The sequence below is a fragment of the Candidatus Thiodiazotropha sp. CDECU1 genome, assembly GCF_963455295.1.
In the GTDB taxonomy this organism is placed as follows: domain Bacteria; phylum Pseudomonadota; class Gammaproteobacteria; order Chromatiales; family Chromatiaceae; genus Thiodiazotropha.
Genome location: NZ_OY734020.1, coordinates 3,116,903 through 3,134,684 on the forward strand (window position 1 = coordinate 3,116,903; position 17,782 = coordinate 3,134,684).

Sequence of the window (17,782 nt, forward strand, 5' to 3'; positions counted from 1 at the left end):
CGGCTCACGCCGAGACCAGACGAAAAAAGGGAAATCGTTTTAAAAACAAAGGTTTCACCCTGATAGAAGTGATGGTCGTCGTGGTCATACTCAGTATCCTCGCGGCAATTGTTGTCCCTAAAATCATGGATAGGCCGGAACAGGCCCGAATCACCAAGGCAAAAAGCGATATCCGTGCCCTGGAAGCGGCACTCAATCTCTATCGGCTTGACAATATGACCTATCCCACAACCGACCAAGGTCTCGAGGCCCTGGTAAACAAGCCAACCGATTCCCCAGAACCGAGGAATTGGAAAGAGGGTGGTTACCTGGATCGGTTGCCCATGGATCCCTGGAACAATCCCTATCTGTATCTCAGCCCGGGCACACACAGTACGATCGATATCTACTCGGCGGGGCTCGATCCCCAATCCGCCGATGACGATCTTGGGAACTGGAATCTGGAGTGAGCGCTAAATCCTCACCCTTCTCATGCTCCATCCAGCGAGGGTTTACGCTCATTGAGGTGATGGTAGTGGTCATCATCATCGGTATCCTGATCAACTACGTCACCCTCTCTTTCAGAAGCAATACTCCAGAGGACCTGCTGAAGACCGAGGCCCAGCGACTATCCAGCCTGATCGGGCTGGCAAGTGAAGAGGCCCTGCTGAGATCGGTATTGATTGGGGTCGATATCGGTGAGGAGGAGTATGGATTCCTGCGCTTGGAAGAGGGGGTATGGCAACCAATGGACGATAACCTTTTTCGTTCACGCCAGTTGCCCGAAGGCATGCTCTTCAGTATTGCCTCCACCCAGCAAGTGGGTGAGGATGAAGAGGAGAACGTACCCGAAATCATATTACTCAACAGCGGCGAGATGACCCCCTTTGAATTAAAGCTCAGTTCGGATCTGATCGATAGTTACTATCGGCTGACCGGAACCGAAATGGGGGAGCGTGTGCTTGATCATGTCGCACCCTATTGACCTTCCCCGGACCGGTGTGACCCGGCCCACCATCTTGAGATCAAAGGGATTTACCCTCCTGGAGATCCTGATTGCCTTGGCCATCCTGGCTATTGCTTTCGCCTCAATCATCACGGTTGCTGCCAACCAGTCTGTCAACGTTGGCTACTTAAGAGATAAAACCCTGGCACACTGGGTAGCCATGAACCAGATCACCGAACTGCAGATCAATAGCGAATGGCTGGCAATCGGCAAGAAGCAGGGTGACGAAGAGATGGGTCTGCACAAATGGCATTGGCAGAGAAGCGTCAGCAAAACCCCGGATGATCGCGTACGCAAGGTGGAAATCGCTGTATTTCGCGAGCGGGGTGATGATGATGCTGTAACGCGGCTTGTGAGTTTTATCTCCCAACCGATATGAATAGGGTTATGCCAAATCACCCTCCCCGTTGTCATGGCTTCACTCTGCTCGAATTACTGATCGCCATGATGATTTTCGCGATTCTGGCTACATTCGTCTATACGGGCCTCAAGGTTGTCCTCGACACTGAGCATCAGACCAGTCAATACAGTCAACGCATCTCCAAGCTTCAACTCGGGCTCAATCTCATGCAGAGAGATATTGAGCAGTTAGTGGCTCGACCGGTGCGGGATGAATACGGTGATCAACAGCCTGCCCTGAAGAGTGGCGGTATTTCAGACATCCTGCTGGAGCTGACGCGGGACGGCTTTTCCAATCCGATGCAATTGCCACGCAGCAATCTACAGCGTGTCGGCTATACCTTTGAGGAGAACACCCTCTACAGACTCACCTGGCCAACCCTGGACAGATCACAGGAGAGCGAACCTTACCGACAGAAACTGATCGGAGATATCGCATCCCTGGAATTGGTTTTCTACGATAAGGCGCTGCAGGAGAAACGGGAATGGCCACCCCGGACAAGCGGTGGCCAGGATGAAGATCCAAGCACACTACCGGTCTCCATCGAACTCAAGCTGGAACTCAAGGACTGGGGTACGATTCGGCGTCTGTTTCGAGCGGCACGGGCGATCCCGGTAGCGGACGAATAAAATCAAATGTCAGGTATACCGATTCGCAGTTCGATTCATGAAAGGGGTGTCGCCCTGATCACCGCCATCGTGATTGTCTCGATAGCATCCATCGCCGCCGTGGCCATGACTCATGAACTGCAGTTGAACATTCGCCGCAGCAGTAATATTTTCGCTGCCGACCAGGGCTATCTTTATACCCTGGGTAGTGAAGCCTGGTCACGTGGCATGCTGATCCGGGATCTGAACAACAAAAAGCAGGACGGGAACTATGACGGTCTTGATGAGGACTGGGCCCAAGAGCTTCCACCAACCCCGGTCGAGGGTGGCCAGGTACAAGCCGTTACAACTTGCCTACAGGCCAGATTCAACCTCAACAACCTCTACTTGAACGAAGACGCCAGTGATGCGGATAAACAGGTAGCGAATGACAATCTGGCCCTGTTCCAGCGATTACTGGCGATCTTGGAGCTACCGGAGTCGATTGCTCAAGCAACCGCCGACTGGCTTGATGAGGATATCAAGTCGCTCTACCCTGACGGCGCGGAAGATCTGGAGTATCTCGATCTGGATCAACCCTACCGTACCGCGAACGGGTTCATGGCAAGTCCAACCGAACTAAGGCTGATAAAGGGCGTGGACCGGGAGGTCTATGAGAAGCTGGCCCCATATATCACCACCCTGCCCGAGCAGACCAAGATCAATGTCAATACCGCAGATGCGCTAATCATTCAAGCATTGGCCGAAAACCTGAACCAAGCCGATGCAGAACAGTTGATAAGCGAGCGAGAAGAGGAACCGTTCACGCAACCAAATGCATTTGTGCAAAAACTAAAAGCACTTTTGGACGAAAATAAAGTAAAATCTGATCAAATAACCTCGCTAATCTCAGTTGAGAGTCAATATTTTCAAATGGAGACGGTTGTTCGAATGGAAAGCAGTAGCCAACGACTGGTAAGTCTGTTGTATAAGGGTGATGAGGATGTAATTGTCATCTCCCGTACCCTCGGAGCTTTCTAATGGCTGAGCGCATGATAATTCAGTGCCATGACAGTGACTGCAGCAATGTCAGTTGGGTGGTCAAAGGCAGCATCAATCCGCAACCAGCCGAAGGCACCCTGGTGGAAGCCGCGAAACTGGCCAAGGGCAGGCGCACCCTGGTTATCATTCCCGCCACCGAGCTGCTCATCACAGAGGTAAGGATCCCTACCAAAAATCGTCAACGCCTTATTCAGGCGATCCCATTCTCGCTTGAGAACGAACTCACCGAGGATATCGCTCAGCTTCACTTTGCCGCCGGCAATATGAACAAAGAGAACATTACCCCGGTCCTGGTGATCGCCAAACAGAGGCTCGAACACTGGTTGGGGATGCTTGAAACAGCGGGTATCCAGCCTATCGGTATCTACGTCGACCTGCTCTCACTACCCCACGAGAGTGACGCCTGGACCCTCTATCAGGACAATCATATTCTGAATGTCCGCACCAATGGGGAGACTGGCTTCAGTGTCGACGCCATCAACGGCGAGGCGACGCTCAGACTGGCGCTCCAACAAGAGGGCGTGCAACCCCCCGGCAAAATCGATCTCTACCATCTCCGTGACACACAGGATTTGATCGATCTATCCCAGCTTGACGGTGACTACGAAGTCAACACCAGGCAACTCGATTCACCCACCGAACTGACCGCCCTCCTGGCTGACAATCTCTTCGAAAAACAGCAGATCAATCTCCTCCAGGGCGACTATCTACGGGTTGACAAGCTGACTCTGCAATGGAAGCGATGGCTTCCCGCTGCCGTGTTGGCGGCGATATTCATTGGTCTCAGCCTGCTGTTGAGCGTTCAGGAATATCGCGAAAACAAACAACAGAGCATTGCACTGCAAAAGCAGATAAGAGAGACCTTTCAACAGGCCTTCCCAGAGGTAAAACGGGTTGTCGATCCCAAGGTACAGATGGAGCAGAAGTTGAAGCAACTGCGCCGCGGAGAGTCCGGCAGTTTCATTCAATTTGCCAGCCTTTTCGTACCTGCCGCTTCGGTGATTAAAAGCAGTCCCAATACCACCCTGGAAAGCATCAGCTTCCGGGATGGAAAGCTCGATCTGCAATTAACCATCAAAGAGCTGCAGGCATTGGAGAATTTGAAACAGACCATCGAGGCCAAAAAACTGGCGGTAGAGATCCGTTCGGCCAATGCCACCGGAAACCAGGTCACATCCCATATTCGAATCACTGGAGTAAGTCCATGAAAGAGTGGTGGCAGTCAAAAACGCCCCAGGAGCACATGGCCATGATCATCGGTGCAGCAGCCATCTTACTGCTACTGGTCTATCTGCTTATGTGGCGGCCATTCAATCAGGCACTGGAAAAGCAGTCCCTGTTGGTGGAGAGTCAGCAAGTCACCCTGAGCTGGATGCAGGACAATCTCGGTCTGGTCAAGCGCCTGCGCAGTGAACAGAAGGGTCGTGGCGCCAGCAGCAACGAAGCACTGCTCACATTGGTCGACAGAACGGCAAAGAAGATTCAACTCAGACAGCAGATCCAGCGCATCAAACCCCAGGGAGACAATGGGGTTCAATTGTGGGTCGAGCAGGCCCCATTCGACACCATCCTAAAATGGCTGGGAGAACTGACCCAGACCCATGCCATCGAGATCGACTCCCTGACCATCGACAGGCAAGAAAAATCGGGGTTGGTCAATGCACGACTGGTGCTGCAGCGGGAGGGAGAATCCTGATGCGCTGGTGGAGTTATCTATTGATCGGTCTGGGTGGTTACCTGATTTTTCTGCTTGTGGAGATACCGGCACAACACATCGTGGGCTGGGCCCTGGCCGATAACGGCAAACTACCCTTTTCCTACACCAGTATCAAAGGGAGCCTCTGGCGAGGCAAAATGGAGGCCATTAACTACCAGGGAACCCCCCTCGACAAATTGAAATGGCGCTTCACCCCCAGCGGCCTGTTACTCGGTAGAATCGGTTTCGACCTTGAATTGCGGCACATGAATCACAAGGTCGATGTCAATTTAGCCCGCACCCTTGGCGGTAGTTTGCTATTGAATAGTGTAGAGGGACAACTGCCGGCATCTATGATCGCCAAGCTGGCGAAGCTCAATCAGATCAGTGTTGATGGTGAGGTTGATCTCGATCTTGATCATATCGCCATAGAGACACAGCGTGTCACCTCGGCAGAAGGAGAGATCCAGTGGCTCAATCCCGCACTGCTGAGTCCATTCAGTCTTAAAGAGGGCAATCTTAAAGCTGATGTGAAAACCGACGATAACGGCAATATAAATATCAAGATCAATGATCTGGGCGGAGGCACCTCGGTGGATGGTGAACTGAGTCTCACAAACGAGGGAAACTATAATCTGAGCGGCGCCATCAAACCTGGCGCGGGGTCTGACCCCGGTTTGAGCAACGCTTTGAAGGCCGTTGCAAAAAGCCAACCTGATGGTAGTTATCGTATCAGTTTCAGCGGTAGTCTATAGATGTTTTCTGTGATCGGGAGCGACTAACCAGGCCAATACAGGCCTGTATGCCAACGCCCCATCATCTGCTAATATATAATGCATTATATATTTAACATAAACCCATGATGAATAAAGATTTTCACCATCAACATATTAGACTGCCCCAAATCTCCCACCAGCAGGTGCCACGATTCGGGTGCGAGACTTCGATGGAACCGATTCAACTATGAGTATTTTTCCAACCCTTTTCATGGATAGACAGCTCCCGCGCACCGGCCCGATCTCACGCCTGGCCCTTATGCTGTACACCGTTGCCATGCTTAATCTTGCCTGGATCCCGCTCGGCCATGCAGAGCAGATTACCCTTAATCTGAACAATGCCGATATCGAGGCACTGATCAAGACGGTGTCGGAACACACTGGTAAGAATTTCGTCATCGACCCCAGGGTGAAGGGAAAAGTGACTGTGATCTCGGCCCATCCCATGGCTCGGGAAGAGTTCTATCAGGTCTTTCTCTCCATACTCGAAGTGCATGGTTTCTCCACCATCCCCAGCGGGGATGTGATCAAGGTGGTCCCCGATGTGAAGGCCAAACAGGGTGGGATCCCCACCGTCAATGCACTCGGCCAGCTTCCTGGGGATCAGATCGTCACCCGTATCATCCAGGTCAAGAACGTCACCTCTGCGCAGCTGGTACCGATCCTGAGACCCTTGATACCCCAGGAGGGTCATCTCGCCGCGTATCCGGACACCAATGTCCTGATCATCTCCGATCGGCGTCAGAATGTTGACCGGTTGATGAAGATAATCGATCAGATCGACAAGGTGAGCGACAGCTCCATCGAGGTGATCACCCTGCAGCATGCATCCGCTGCCGAGGTGGTGCGTATTCTCAACGGCTTGCAGACCCCGGCCGCCAAAGGGGCAAGAAAGAATGCGACGAAACTGGTTGCCGATGAACGCACCAATAGCGTTCTAATCAGCGGTGATCCAACGGCAAGGCTACGCTCACGGGTGATCATCGAACATCTGGATACCCCGTTCGACAATGCAGGCAATGCCCAGGTTATCTATCTGAAGTATGCCAATGCCGTCGACCTGGTACAGGTATTGACCGGTGTCAGCGAAAACCTGGAAAAGAGCGAACAGGCAGGCGGCAAAACCGCCAAGGGTAAGCCCAAGGTTCCGACCAATATCCAGGCGGACGAGGCTGCGAATGCCTTGATCATCACCGCCCCGCCGGATCAGTTCAGATCCCTGCAGGCGATTATCCGTAAACTCGATATCCGCCGCGCCCAGGTCCTGGTGGAGGCGATCATCGCGGAAGTCTCCTACGACAAGGCAAAGCAGCTGGGGGTGCAGTGGATCGTCGACGGCACACCGGATGACAAAGGGCCCATCGGTGTCATCAACCTGGGCTCTCCGGCCATTTCGGACATCGCCACCGCTGCGGCAGCGGGAAGCGGGGTTTCCCTCGGCCCAGGCACCTCACTCGGCTTTGGAAGATTCAACAGTGACAGGTTGAATTTCGCTGCCCTGATCCAGGCCCTGGAGAGTGATTCCACCACCAACATCCTCTCCACACCCAGTATCACCACCCTGGACAACCAGGAAGCGGAGATCGTGATCGGTCAGAACGTGCCCTTTATCACCGGCTCTTTTAGTTCCACCGGCGGTACCAGCAGCTCGGTAAACCCTTTCCAGACCGTTCAGCGGGAGGATGTGGGCCTGACCCTGAGGGTAAAGCCGCAGATCAACGAAGGCAACTCGATCCAGTTGGAGATCGAACAGGAGATCTCCAGTATCAATAGCTCTGCCAGTACCGGAACCAGCGATATCGTCACCAACAAACGCACCATCAAGACAGTGGTCATGGTTGATGATGGTAATACCATCGTGTTGGGTGGATTGATCGAGGAGGATCTGCAACAGGTCGAAGAGAAGGTGCCGATACTGGGCGATGTGCCTATCCTGGGAGCACTGTTTCGCTCCACTAGAACCAGCAAGGTAAAACGGAATCTGATGGTCTTTCTACGTCCGGTTGTGATCCGGGATGATGCCGTCAACACCCAGATTGCCAGCGAAAAGTACAACTTCTTCCGCGCCCAGCAACTCAAGATGAAGCAGCAGGGCGTTAATCTGATGTCGGATGAGGAGACGCCGGTACTACCAGCACGCTTCGGCACCCTCGCGCCCCCATTTGATGATGAAGAGCTGGAACCCGAACTCTGATCGGCGAGGTAAGGCGTATGTCTGATAACCTCACACCCTCATCGCAAATGGTCGACGAACTCGACGTTGAATCGGTGCTGCTGGATGAGGTCACCCAGACACCGATACAACTGCCCTATGCCTTTGCCCGTCGACATGGTGTCGTCATCGTCAAGGACGATGAGCTGGATGAGCTGCAGCTGATACACAAACCTGGCGTCTCCCTGAAAGTACTGAATGAGGTACGCCGACTCTTCTCAAAGCCCTTGATCTATACCCAGGTCGAAGAGGAGGCACTGGAGAAACAGCTCACCCTGATCTATGAATCGGGTTCGAAACAGTCGAGTCAGATCATGGAGACCATGGGTGACGACATCGACCTGGACAATGCAGCGCGGGCGTTAAACCAGCCGGAAGATCTGCTTGAGAGTGACGACGATGCCCCGATCATCAGATTGATCAATGCCCTGTTTACCGAAGCGATCAAGGAACAGGCCTCGGATATCCATATCGAACCCTACGAAAACCGCCTGGTGGTGCGTTTCCGTGTGGACGGTGTATTGCGCGAAGTCCTCACCCCGCCGCGCACCGTGGCCTCTTTTCTGGTCTCGCGCATCAAGGTCATGGCGCAACTGGATATCGCCGAAAAGCGCATCCCCCAGGACGGACGTATCTCACTCAAGGTAGGTAATCGCCCGGTGGACGTTCGTGTCTCCACCCTCCCCTCCAGTTATGGCGAACGGGTGGTTTTACGTCTGCTGGACAAGCAGGCGGGTCGCCTCGACCTGGAACAGCTCGGTATGGCAAAGGAGCTGCTGATCCAGGTCGATCCGGGCATCATCAAACGTCCTCACGGCATCTTTCTGGTCACCGGCCCCACCGGCTCGGGTAAGACCACTACCCTGTATGCGGCCTTGAGCCGACTCAACACCCAGAGCCGGAATATCGTTACCGTGGAAGATCCCATTGAGTATTACCTCGATGGCATTGGACAGACCCAGGTCAACAACAAGGTAGATCTCACCTTCGCCCGCGGCTTACGGGCCATATTACGTCAGGATCCGGACGTGGTGATGGTGGGTGAGATCCGCGACCTTGAAACCGCCCAGATCGCGGTACAAGCCAGTTTGACCGGCCATCTGGTGATGTCGAGTCTGCATACCAATACCGCCATCGGCAGTATCACCCGTCTGCGCGACATGGGTGTGGAACCCTTTCTGCTCTCATCGAGCTTGATCGGGGTACTTGCGCAGCGCCTGGTGCGCACCCTCTGTCCCCACTGCAAGTCACCCTATACCGCCAGCGAAGAGGAGTTGAAGGTGTTGGGACGCCCCACAACCGAAGAGGTGACCCTGTTTACGCCTAATGGTTGCGAGAAGTGTCACCAGCACGGCTACATGGGAAGAACCGGCATCTATGAGCTGATTACCATCGATGAGACCCTGCGCAACCTGATCCATAAGGGCAGCGGTGAAATCGAAATGCTGGAGCATGCCCGAACCATGAGCGAGAGTATTCGTAAGGACGGCATGAAGCGTGTACTCAACGGCGATACCACGATCGACGAGATCATTCGCGTAACCCAGGAGGGTTGATCAACCTTGGACGCCTTTGAATACGTAGCACTCGACCCGACAGGGAAGGAGCGACGCGGCGTACTGGAGGGTGACAGCCCGAGACAGGTACGTCAGCAACTGCGGGAGTCGGGCCTTACACCCCTCAGCATCGATGTGGCCAGCGGCGCCACCCAGGCTCGAAAAAGCAGCCTCTTCCAACGCCAGATCAACGCCATGGAGCTGGCACTGATCACCCGTCAAATGGCGACCCTGTTAAGGTCCGGCCTGCCTTTGGAACATGTTCTCAAGACAACCGCATCCCAATCCGACAAGCGTCACGTGGAACGCACCCTGCTGGCGGTCAGAGCCAAGGTATTGGAGGGTCGCACCCTGGCGGATGGCTTGAATGAATTTCCCAAGACCTTTCCCGAACTCTATATCAAGACCGTCTCCTCAGGGGAGCAATCGGGACACCTGGAGCTGGTACTGGAACGTCTTGCCGACTATACCGAGCAGCGCCAGCAGATGCGCCAGAAGACCATCTTCGCCCTGTTCTATCCGGCACTGTTGACTATCGTCTCTTTTCTCATCGTGGTCGGCCTGTTGACCTACATCGTGCCCCAGGTTACACGGGTGTTCGAAACCATGCAGGCGGAACTGCCCTGGATTACCCGGGCCCTGATGACTACCAGTGATGTGTTTCGCAGCTACGGCATCTATATCTTTGTCCTGGTTCTGCTGTTCGGACTTTTATTCAGCTATCTGTTGAGAAAACCCGGCCCCAAACGCTGGTGGCACAAAACCATGTTACGCATCCCCCTGGTGGGACGCCTGGTTCGCACCTCCAATGCCGCCCGCTTTTCCCGAACCTTGAGTATCATGGCGGCCAGCAGCGTACCGATCCTGGACTCGATGCGTATCGCATCCCAGGTATTGACCAACATGCCCATGCGCAACGCCGTTGAGGAAGCCACCTTACGGGTACGCGAGGGTACCAGCCTCTACCAGGCCTTGGATAAGACCGGCTACTTCCCACCCATGACCCTCAGTCTGCTTGCGAGCGGTGAATCGAGTGGTAACCTGGAAGGGATGTTGGAACGATCGGCGGATATCCAGGAGCGGGAGATCGAGACCCTGGTCTCGACCATTCAAGGGCTTTTCGAACCCATCCTGATCCTGGTGATGGGGGGTATTGTACTGGTTATCGTGCTGGCCATACTGCTCCCTATCTTCGACCTCAATCAACTGGTAGGCTGATGTCATGAAAATCCATCCACAACTGAAATTGACCCTGTTCTTACTCGGCCTGCTACCAGGACTGATTGCATTGAATGGCTGCAGCACCACCCCTGACAGTGAAATGGACGAAACCGCTGCCATTCTCACAGAGGCCCACAAGGCATATAACATCAAGGCCTACAAGAAGGTTTTTCAATTGATCTTCCCCCTGGCCGCCGCCGGTAACGACAAGGCCCAATATGCCCTGGGCTATCTTTTCTACTATGGCTTGGGTGTTCAAAAGAGCGAGCGCCAGGCCATGCATTGGATTCAACAGGCCGCGGCACAAGGCAATCCAAAGGCGCGAAAGGCGCTGATTCCGAATCAATAAACAATGCTTGATCGCAGCTGATTCAGCTTACCTGCAACGGTACGGCAAGTCGCACCCTACACCTTATCACTCACCCGTAGCGATGCGACAAGTCGCACCCTATACCCTATGGGAATTCTGAAGTTTTGCGTAGTGTAGGGTGGGGCCCTGCCCCACCATGGAGCATATAATTCGCTCAGATCACCTTGGAGAAACTTCCTTGAGACTGCTTGCTGCTGAGGTAGGCATCAAACTGCATACAGATGTTTCTGATCAACAGGCGCCCCCTCGGCATAACCTTGATCTCACTATCATCGATGCTTAGCAGGCCATCCGCGGCCATCCCCTGCAAGGATTCGATTTCGTTGCCAAAGTACTCCTTGAACACGATACCCCAACGCCTTTCAACATCTGCCAGGGACAGGGAAAAGTGGCATATAAGACGGGTAATCACATCCCGGCGCAACAGATCGTCGCTGGTCAATTCCACGCCACGGAAGACCGCCAGTCTGTCACTGTCGATACGCTGGTAATACTCATCCAGACTGCGCATGTTTTGCGCATAGCTCGGACCAACCATGCCGATCGATGTGGCTCCCAGGCCGACCAGGTCGCAATCGGCATGGGTCGAATAGCCCTGGAAATTCCGATACAGGGTGCCATCCTGCTGCGCCAGCACCAGCTCATCATTCGGCTTGGCGAAATGGTCCATGCCGACGTAGACGTAACCTGCTGCCGACAGCTTGTCTATGGTCATCTGCAGGATATCCAGCTTCTCCTGGGGGGGCGGCAGCTCATCCTCATTGATGCGCCGCTGCGGTTTGAAACGCTCAGGAAGGTGGGCATAGTTGAACACCGAGAGGCGGTCGGGATCGACCTCGAGTATCTGGTCGAGGGTGCTGGAGAAGCTCTCAACACTCTGAAAAGGGAGTCCATAGATGAGATCGATGCTGGTAGAGCGAAAGCCTTCGTCCCGCGCTTTTTGCAGCACGCCCAGTGTCTCCTCCTTACTCTGAATCCGGTTGACTGCTTTCTGTACCTTCGGATCGAAATCCTGCACCCCCAGGCTCATGCGGTTGAATCCCAACTCCCTGAGCAGTTTGATGGTATCCCCTTGCGCCTCCCTGGGATCAATCTCTATGGAATATTCACCACTATCATCATCCAGCAGGGTGAAGGCTCTGCGTGTCTGAGCAACCAGTTTGCGCATCTCATCCTGGCTGATAAAGGTGGGTGTACCCCCACCCCAGTGGAGTTGGGTCACCACTCTCGATGAGTCGAACAACTCGGACTGCATGCGCAACTCTTTATAGATCCGTTCAAGATAGCCGGCAGCCATGCTGCGATCCTTGGTGGCCACCTTGTTACAGGCACAGTAGAAGCAGACCGTGTCACAAAAGGGTATATGGAAATAGAGCGACAGAGGATTACCGGTCTGGTTGCTCTCTCTCGCGACCCGCTTGTATTCGTCTTCGTTAAAACCGTCATGAAACTGGACCGCGGTGGGATAAGAGGTGTAGCGCGGGCCACTCTGATCATATTTGGCGATCAGCTCGAGATCGAATTGTGTCGAATGATCCATGGATTGATTTTCTCTAATTAAATTTGGTTATCGATGAACAGGTGGTAACCAATAGGCTACTCAACCTCCACATCTATACCCTTACGGTGGGTTTCGTTGATCTGGCGCAACAATATGGCGAAGGGGATATCATCGCTATGCCGATTCACCACTGACATGAACGAGAGGTCCTCACGGCCGAAACCGTATTCGCCCTCCTGCATCTGCCGGTAGAGTGTCTTGATGCCCTCCTCCAGTGGTTCCAGGAATGATGGATATCGGCCCATCTCATCCATCTGATAGTCATAGCAGTCTCGAAGATCGTCCACCTCGAATACGGCCTGCTTGACCCACTCCACATACTCTTCCGCACTGCGCGCACGTTGTAAGCTCATTTGCTGTTAATCTCTTTTCATTCTCTATGATCGTACACTCTCACCTATTCTGCCAGATCAGCCGCCGATAGCAGAAACACACCCTCGCCGCCGCGCTCGAAATCGAGCCAGACAAACGGCATCTGCGGATAGCGGTCCACCAGCAACCGGGCGCTATTGCCGACCTCCACAATCAAAATACCCCGGGGGGTGAGGTACCGCTTGGCCTGCTTCAGTATCCGTTGGACAATCTCCAGTCCATTTTCATTCGCCTGCAGTGCCAATACCGGCTCATGCCGGTACTCATGGGGTAACTCCTCCATCTCGGCCAGACCTACATAGGGAGGATTGGATACGATCAGGTCATACCGATTATCCGGTAATGCCTCGAACAGGTCCGAAGGATAGCTGGTGACCCGCTCCTGCAGGCCATATTCAGCAATATTCTGCTCTGCCACCTGGAGTACATCGGCAGATATATCCACCAGATCGACCCTGCTTTCGGGAAGATAGGCGGCCGCGGCGATACCGATACAGCCGCTGCCACAGCAGAGATCAAGGATCTGCGGCGCCGGGGAAGGCTCCAGCCAAGGCGCGAACCCGGCTTCTATCAGCTCTGCGATGGGTGAACGGGGTATCAATACCTGTTCGTTGACATGAAACCTCATGCCTGCAAACCAGGCCTCCCCCAACAGGTAAGGGAGTGGCCTGCGTTCATCGATCCGGCGCTGAATCAGATCCAGCACCCTTTGACGCTCAGGGGCGGTCAAGCGGCTGCCAAACCAGCTTGCAGGGAGATCAGGGGGGAGGTGAAGGGCCCCCAGCACCAGCGCCGCGGCCTCATCCAGGGCATTATCGGTGCCGTGACCGAAAAACAGACCCGCCTCACTGAAGCGACTGGCACCCCAGCGAATGAAGTCGGCAATGGATATAAGTGTCTGCACGGAAGTAGCTGGCTGAAAAACCGTGAATCATAACTTATTCAGCCAGTAAGTTATATGCTCCTGCCCCAATAGACGGCGGGGTGGCAGGCCAACCAGGCCCCCACCCCGCAATCTGCCAAGCCATCTTGCGAATCAGGCTGCTTGTGAGCTTGAGTTGGAATCGCCTACCACACTCAGTGGTGGCTGCTCTTCCTCGCTCTCCTCACTCTCTTCACTCTTGTTCAGGTTTCTGCGCACCAGATCACCCAGAGAGATGTTTGCCAGGAAATTGAAGATCTCACTGCTGAGATCATCCCACAGGGTGTGGGTCAGGCAACGGGCGCCGCCGCTGCAGTTTTGCCTGCCGCCACAGCGGGTGAACTCCACCCACTCATCCACTGCACAGATAATGTTGGCAATGGATATCTCATCGGCAGTTTTACCCAGATAGTATCCGCCACCAGGTCCCCGGACACCTCTTACCAGATCCTTGTTTCTCAGGGCGGCAAACAGCTGTTCCAGATAGGAGAGAGAGATACCCTGGTTTTCGGAAATCTCAGCCAGCGTAACCGGACCATTTTTACCGTTCAGTGCAAGATCCAGCATAGCGGTGACCGCATAACGACCTTTAGTTGACAATCTCATTGGTTTTCTCCAGTGGTATAAATTGCATTACCCAGTAAATCACTTGGTAATTAGACTAGAGTAACTAAGTAAATTAGTCAACTTTTATCATGAAAAAATTTCGTAAAATTTAGGGTATTTATTATTATTGCTTTATTTTCAATTCGTTATGATTAAATAGGCAGGGAATTTTCCCTAAAAGGCGAGCTTGAAAGCAGGTTTTGCTGATAATTTTTGATCGCAGGCGTCTCTCTGGAGAGAAACTCCTGTATGGCGAAACTGAATTCCGGATCACCGATCCAGTGGTAGGAGCGTGTCCTGGCAGGCAGAAATCCGCGCCAGATCTTGTGCTCCCCCTGTGCCCCCGGCTCGAACCGCTGCAGTTTATGTCTGATCGCATACTCTATCCCCTGGTAGTAACAGGTTTCAAAGTGAAGACTGTCGTGATGCCGGGAAGCCCCCCAGTGACGGCCATAGAGTACCGACTGACTACGGTATAGCAGTGCCCCGGCAATACAGGCCTGATCCTCATAGGCAAGGATCAGGACTACCTGCTCTCCCATGGTGCGGCCCACTTCACGGAAAAAACCCGCATTCAATGTGGCCAGGCTGTAGCGCTCCTCGAAGGTCTTGGTATAGAAGTCGGCAAACAGCTGCCACTCATCATCGCTGACCTCATTACCATGCAGCACCCTAAACCGGATACCGGTATCCGCCACCTTGCGACGCTCCTGCCTGATGTTTTTTCTCCGCTTGGCTGTCAATTGGGCAAGAAAGTGGTCAAAACTCTCATACCCCTGGTTGCGCCAGTGAAACTGCACACCCAGGCGCTCCAGCATGCCCATGGATTTCAACACCGCCCCCTCTTCCTCGGTGGTAAAGAGCCAGTGCATTGATGACAGGCCTGACTCCTTCGCCATCTCCCTGGTGGCTGATATCATCAGCTTACGTATCCCTATGACATCCGCATTCGGATCGACCAGCAGGCGTTCACCATAAGCGGGGGTATAGGGAATCGCACTCACCAGTTTGGGATAGTAGCGCCGGCCGCTTCGCTGATAGGCATCCGCCCATGCATGGTCGAAGACAAACTCCCCATAGGAGTTGCTCTTGATGTAGAGGGGTGACAGTCCGACCATCCGTGCATCTTGCCGAATCACCAAATGGCAGGGTGTCCAGCCGAACTTGCTGCCCACACAGTCATGATGCTCCAGCGCGGCATGAAAGGCGTATTTCAGAAAGGGATTGGCGTCGACTACCAACGCATCCCATTCGCTCTGCTCCAACTCATCGATGCTGTGGTGGAATTCTACCTGCATGAGCCTGCCTCTAACCCCTCTGATAAATAAATCGATAACTGATGATTAGTCATAGTCAGCTATCAATTGCATAGCCTCTATTTATGTATGGTTTGAGTGGCTCTGGGATCTCTCCACTCTATTATAAATAGTATCACCAGTAATAACCTTGATCGGTGGGGCATGGCCCCACCCTACCCATTGGTATAGGATATTGGGGGGACAGGATGCAGGGTGTGGCCATGCCCCACCGTAACGGCTACATGATCTTAACTGAAATCCACGCCAGTGGTTCCACAGTTTAAACAGGGATACACCGGCATCCTGTATAACCATCCACTGAGACAATGGTGTATCTATGTGCGGCAGGTTCTATCTCGATGTAACAGCAGAAGATATGCTTGAAGCGTTTGGCTTAGCGTCCGCACCGCAGCTCAGCGCTGACTACAATATCGCCCCCTCGCAGCAAATTGCAGCCATCAAATCAGCCGGTGCAAACAGGGAATTGGTCAGGCTGCATTGGGGATTGATTCCCTCCTGGGCAAAAGACAAGAAGTTCGCATACCACACCATCAATGCCAGGGCGGAGACCGTCGAGAGCAAACCTTCATTCCGGTCAGCCTTCAAGCATCGCAGATGCCTGATACCCGCGAGTGGATTCTTCGAGTGGAAAGCGACAAGCCAGGGGAAACAACCCTACTGCATCACATCCGACGATGGCAAACCCTTCGCCTTTGCCGGGCTGTATGAACACTGGCAAGGACCCCAGGGTGAAGAGATCGACTCCTGTACCATCATCGTCACCGAGGCCAGGGGTGAGATCACAACCATCCACGACAGAATGCCGGTGATACTCTCCCCTGACAATTATGACGCCTGGCTCGATAAGGGGACCCAAGATCCGGCAATCCTGAAACCCCTGTTGTCAGCAAATGAGATGGATAACATACATCTTTATCCAGTCAGCCGCAGGGTGAACAGTCCTAAAAACAACTCGCCCGAGAATATTGAATCCATTTGATGGATTAAGTGATGTTCAGCTGGGTTTAGTTGAAAAGGTCAGGTGTGGATGGTGCGGGGCCGGTATTGAATCAAATCCTAACTATTTGTTTTAAATTAATTTTATCGGTTCAATTTTGCCGATATACCGTCATAAATACCGACAGATTTGAGCCTAATATTTGGGATTTGAACCCGCACCGAAATAATTTCAGATTCGTGTCCTTCGTTGCGAAATAACACTAATTAAAGCGAGATATTGGCTCCCAACTTGTCTTTTATCCGCTTCGAACTCAGTTAGTGATTACTCGAATTTCAATCATAGGGATATGTATGGGAACTACCGTCCATTATGTTTGCGATCTAAACTTATATCCGGCTATCCTCAGCGTCTTTATTGCTCAGTTTTTTGGGGCACTTCGATCTATCTTAACCACCCAAATATATCAGCAATATTTTTTACGATAGCCACAGAGAATGCCAGTACCGTACCAAAAAGGATGATGGTTGCAACAACAGGATGATCAAACGCCTTATTCTTAATATGAAGCAATAAGGGCTCACTCCTATCAGTCTTATTCAAAAAAGGGGTGAGCGGGGTATTGGTATTTTGATTGTCAGTAGGAATAACATTCCAGCGATAGTAGTCTTCCAATATGCTTATAAATTTTTCTTTCTTTATTACAGACTCAGATATATTGATATGCGAATCATCAGAAAATGGAAACTTACCATCCTTCCCGCACCAAACATCATGAGCTTCACACATATAGTAAACAGCTTCTCTTAGCTCCGGGGGAGACGCGTCCAGTCGGTTAGATATTTCCTTATATGTAACTGGCTCGGTTAGTCGCTCCATGTAGATGTCTTTAAGCACACCATAGATATCTTCCATCAGCGAAATTAGGTTTTTTGATTTTTTACTTTGAATCAAGGGTAATGCATAAGGCGACAAGCGGTAATGCTCGGATTTCTCATCCCTCCTAATTAACTGTGCACTGGATTCCAAATTATCGAGAGTATCAAGCATTGATTTATTATCCGCTCGATATCTCAACCTGCCCACCTGTGGCGGGAGTCCATCCAGTACCTCAAAAAGGCTCCTTAAACAGCAGACTTTTTCTTCACCAAGTATATTTATTGCTAGATCAGTATCTGACATAAATCAAAATTCAACCCG

The 17,782-nt window shown here is 52.7% G+C and carries 19 protein-coding genes; 13 read left to right on the plus strand and 6 right to left on the minus strand.

Features of this window, described 5'->3' with window-relative positions; translation table 11 throughout:
• The first annotated feature begins 71 nt into the window (after window positions 1-71).
• The 12 genes from gspG to R2K28_RS14190 all read left to right on the plus strand — a co-directional run bounded on the left by gspG (window position 72) and on the right by R2K28_RS14190 (window position 10,844).
• Window positions 72-449: a type II secretion system major pseudopilin GspG gene (gspG, locus tag R2K28_RS14135; protein WP_316369747.1), complete on the plus strand. Its 378-nt coding sequence runs from the start codon at window positions 72-74 to the stop codon at window positions 447-449.
• Window positions 446-964 (plus strand): type II secretion system minor pseudopilin GspH, encoded by a 519-nt coding sequence (gene gspH / locus R2K28_RS14140; protein ID WP_316365331.1) that lies wholly within the window; start codon window positions 446-448, stop codon window positions 962-964. The genes gspG and gspH overlap by 4 nt, the downstream gene beginning before the upstream one ends.
• The gene (gspI, locus tag R2K28_RS14145; RefSeq protein ID WP_316365332.1) at window positions 948-1,364 is read left to right on the plus strand and encodes a type II secretion system minor pseudopilin GspI; all 417 of its coding nucleotides are present in this window, start codon (window positions 948-950) and stop codon (window positions 1,362-1,364) included. Before gspH ends, gspI begins: the two co-directional genes overlap by 17 nt.
• A gap of 8 nt (window positions 1,365-1,372) precedes the next feature.
• Complete coding sequence (gene gspJ / locus R2K28_RS14150) at window positions 1,373-2,014, plus strand: type II secretion system minor pseudopilin GspJ (protein WP_316365335.1); 642 nt, start codon at window positions 1,373-1,375, stop codon at window positions 2,012-2,014.
• Between the two features lie 6 nt (window positions 2,015-2,020).
• On the plus strand, window positions 2,021-3,013 hold the full coding sequence (gene gspK, locus R2K28_RS14155) for a type II secretion system minor pseudopilin GspK (RefSeq protein WP_316365338.1): 993 nt from the start codon (window positions 2,021-2,023) through the stop codon (window positions 3,011-3,013).
• A complete protein-coding gene (gene gspL / locus R2K28_RS14160; RefSeq protein ID WP_316365340.1) occupies window positions 3,013-4,242 on the plus strand; it encodes a type II secretion system protein GspL in 1,230 nt (409 codons plus the stop codon). Before gspK ends, gspL begins: the two co-directional genes overlap by 1 nt.
• Complete coding sequence (locus R2K28_RS14165; RefSeq protein ID WP_316365342.1) at window positions 4,239-4,730, plus strand: type II secretion system protein M; 492 nt, start codon at window positions 4,239-4,241, stop codon at window positions 4,728-4,730. Before gspL ends, R2K28_RS14165 begins: the two co-directional genes overlap by 4 nt.
• Window positions 4,730-5,485, plus strand: coding sequence for a type II secretion system protein N (locus R2K28_RS14170; protein ID WP_316365344.1), 756 nt, complete (start codon window positions 4,730-4,732; stop codon window positions 5,483-5,485). The genes R2K28_RS14165 and R2K28_RS14170 overlap by 1 nt, the downstream gene beginning before the upstream one ends.
• Window positions 5,486-5,693: 208 nt before the next feature.
• On the plus strand, window positions 5,694-7,700 hold the full coding sequence (gspD, locus tag R2K28_RS14175) for a type II secretion system secretin GspD (protein WP_316365346.1): 2,007 nt from the start codon (window positions 5,694-5,696) through the stop codon (window positions 7,698-7,700).
• A gap of 17 nt (window positions 7,701-7,717) precedes the next feature.
• On the plus strand, window positions 7,718-9,274 hold the full coding sequence (gene gspE, locus R2K28_RS14180; protein WP_442871401.1) for a type II secretion system ATPase GspE: 1,557 nt from the start codon (window positions 7,718-7,720) through the stop codon (window positions 9,272-9,274).
• Between the two features lie 6 nt (window positions 9,275-9,280).
• Window positions 9,281-10,492, plus strand: coding sequence for a type II secretion system inner membrane protein GspF (gene gspF / locus R2K28_RS14185; protein ID WP_316365348.1), 1,212 nt, complete (start codon window positions 9,281-9,283; stop codon window positions 10,490-10,492).
• A gap of 4 nt (window positions 10,493-10,496) precedes the next feature.
• On the plus strand, window positions 10,497-10,844 hold the full coding sequence (locus tag R2K28_RS14190; protein WP_116446934.1) for an SEL1-like repeat protein: 348 nt from the start codon (window positions 10,497-10,499) through the stop codon (window positions 10,842-10,844).
• A gap of 175 nt (window positions 10,845-11,019) precedes the next feature.
• Here the strand turns inward: R2K28_RS14190 and hemN are convergent, their stop codons facing one another.
• The 5 genes from hemN to R2K28_RS14215 all read right to left on the minus strand — a co-directional run bounded on the left by hemN (window position 11,020) and on the right by R2K28_RS14215 (window position 15,624).
• Complete coding sequence (gene hemN / locus R2K28_RS14195; RefSeq protein ID WP_316365350.1) at window positions 11,020-12,405, minus strand: oxygen-independent coproporphyrinogen III oxidase; 1,386 nt, start codon at window positions 12,403-12,405, stop codon at window positions 11,020-11,022.
• A gap of 56 nt (window positions 12,406-12,461) precedes the next feature.
• Window positions 12,462-12,779, minus strand: a complete 318-nt coding sequence (locus R2K28_RS14200) for a hypothetical protein (protein ID WP_316365351.1) — start codon at window positions 12,777-12,779, stop codon at window positions 12,462-12,464.
• Between the two features lie 44 nt (window positions 12,780-12,823).
• Window positions 12,824-13,702 carry a 50S ribosomal protein L3 N(5)-glutamine methyltransferase gene (prmB, locus tag R2K28_RS14205; protein WP_316365352.1) on the minus strand — a complete coding sequence of 293 codons (879 nt, stop codon included), beginning with the start codon at window positions 13,700-13,702 and terminating at the stop codon, window positions 12,824-12,826.
• Between the two features lie 132 nt (window positions 13,703-13,834).
• Window positions 13,835-14,326, minus strand: a complete 492-nt coding sequence (locus tag R2K28_RS14210) for an Rrf2 family transcriptional regulator (RefSeq protein ID WP_316365354.1) — start codon at window positions 14,324-14,326, stop codon at window positions 13,835-13,837.
• Between the two features lie 152 nt (window positions 14,327-14,478).
• Window positions 14,479-15,624 carry a GNAT family N-acetyltransferase gene (locus tag R2K28_RS14215; protein WP_316365356.1) on the minus strand — a complete coding sequence of 382 codons (1,146 nt, stop codon included), beginning with the start codon at window positions 15,622-15,624 and terminating at the stop codon, window positions 14,479-14,481.
• 337 nt (window positions 15,625-15,961) lie between these two features.
• Between R2K28_RS14215 and R2K28_RS14220 the strand changes: the two genes are divergently transcribed.
• Window positions 15,962-16,624 carry an SOS response-associated peptidase gene (locus R2K28_RS14220; protein ID WP_316365358.1) on the plus strand — a complete coding sequence of 221 codons (663 nt, stop codon included), beginning with the start codon at window positions 15,962-15,964 and terminating at the stop codon, window positions 16,622-16,624.
• A gap of 402 nt (window positions 16,625-17,026) precedes the next feature.
• Here the strand turns inward: R2K28_RS14220 and R2K28_RS14225 are convergent, their stop codons facing one another.
• Entirely contained in the window at window positions 17,027-17,764 is a 738-nt protein-coding gene (locus R2K28_RS14225; RefSeq protein WP_316365359.1) for a hypothetical protein, read from the minus strand.
• Between the last annotated feature and the right edge of the window lie 18 nt (window positions 17,765-17,782).

What these genes read in the sequence shown, in the direction of transcription:
- gspG (WP_316369747.1), top strand. Translation starts at nt 72, where the DNA reads ATGGTCGTCGTGGTCATACTCAGTATCCTCGCGGCAATTGTTGTCCCT.
- gspI (WP_316365332.1), top strand. Translation starts at nt 948, where the DNA reads ATGTCGCACCCTATTGACCTTCCCCGGACCGGTGTGACCCGGCCCACC.
- gspJ (WP_316365335.1), top strand. Translation starts at nt 1,373, where the DNA reads ATGCCAAATCACCCTCCCCGTTGTCATGGCTTCACTCTGCTCGAATTA.
- gspK (WP_316365338.1), top strand. Translation starts at nt 2,021, where the DNA reads ATGTCAGGTATACCGATTCGCAGTTCGATTCATGAAAGGGGTGTCGCC.
- gspL (WP_316365340.1), top strand. Translation starts at nt 3,013, where the DNA reads ATGGCTGAGCGCATGATAATTCAGTGCCATGACAGTGACTGCAGCAAT.
- R2K28_RS14165 (WP_316365342.1), top strand. Translation starts at nt 4,239, where the DNA reads ATGAAAGAGTGGTGGCAGTCAAAAACGCCCCAGGAGCACATGGCCATG.
- R2K28_RS14170 (WP_316365344.1), top strand. Translation starts at nt 4,730, where the DNA reads ATGCGCTGGTGGAGTTATCTATTGATCGGTCTGGGTGGTTACCTGATT.
- gspD (WP_316365346.1), top strand. Translation starts at nt 5,694, where the DNA reads ATGAGTATTTTTCCAACCCTTTTCATGGATAGACAGCTCCCGCGCACC.
- gspE (WP_442871401.1), top strand. Translation starts at nt 7,718, where the DNA reads ATGTCTGATAACCTCACACCCTCATCGCAAATGGTCGACGAACTCGAC.
- R2K28_RS14190 (WP_116446934.1), top strand. Translation starts at nt 10,497, where the DNA reads ATGAAAATCCATCCACAACTGAAATTGACCCTGTTCTTACTCGGCCTG.
- hemN (WP_316365350.1), bottom strand. Translation starts at nt 12,405, where the DNA reads ATGGATCATTCGACACAATTCGATCTCGAGCTGATCGCCAAATATGAT.
- R2K28_RS14200 (WP_316365351.1), bottom strand. Translation starts at nt 12,779, where the DNA reads ATGAGCTTACAACGTGCGCGCAGTGCGGAAGAGTATGTGGAGTGGGTC.
- R2K28_RS14210 (WP_316365354.1), bottom strand. Translation starts at nt 14,326, where the DNA reads ATGAGATTGTCAACTAAAGGTCGTTATGCGGTCACCGCTATGCTGGAT.
- R2K28_RS14215 (WP_316365356.1), bottom strand. Translation starts at nt 15,624, where the DNA reads ATGCAGGTAGAATTCCACCACAGCATCGATGAGTTGGAGCAGAGCGAA.
- R2K28_RS14220 (WP_316365358.1), top strand. Translation starts at nt 15,962, where the DNA reads ATGTGCGGCAGGTTCTATCTCGATGTAACAGCAGAAGATATGCTTGAA.
- R2K28_RS14225 (WP_316365359.1), bottom strand. Translation starts at nt 17,764, where the DNA reads ATGTCAGATACTGATCTAGCAATAAATATACTTGGTGAAGAAAAAGTC.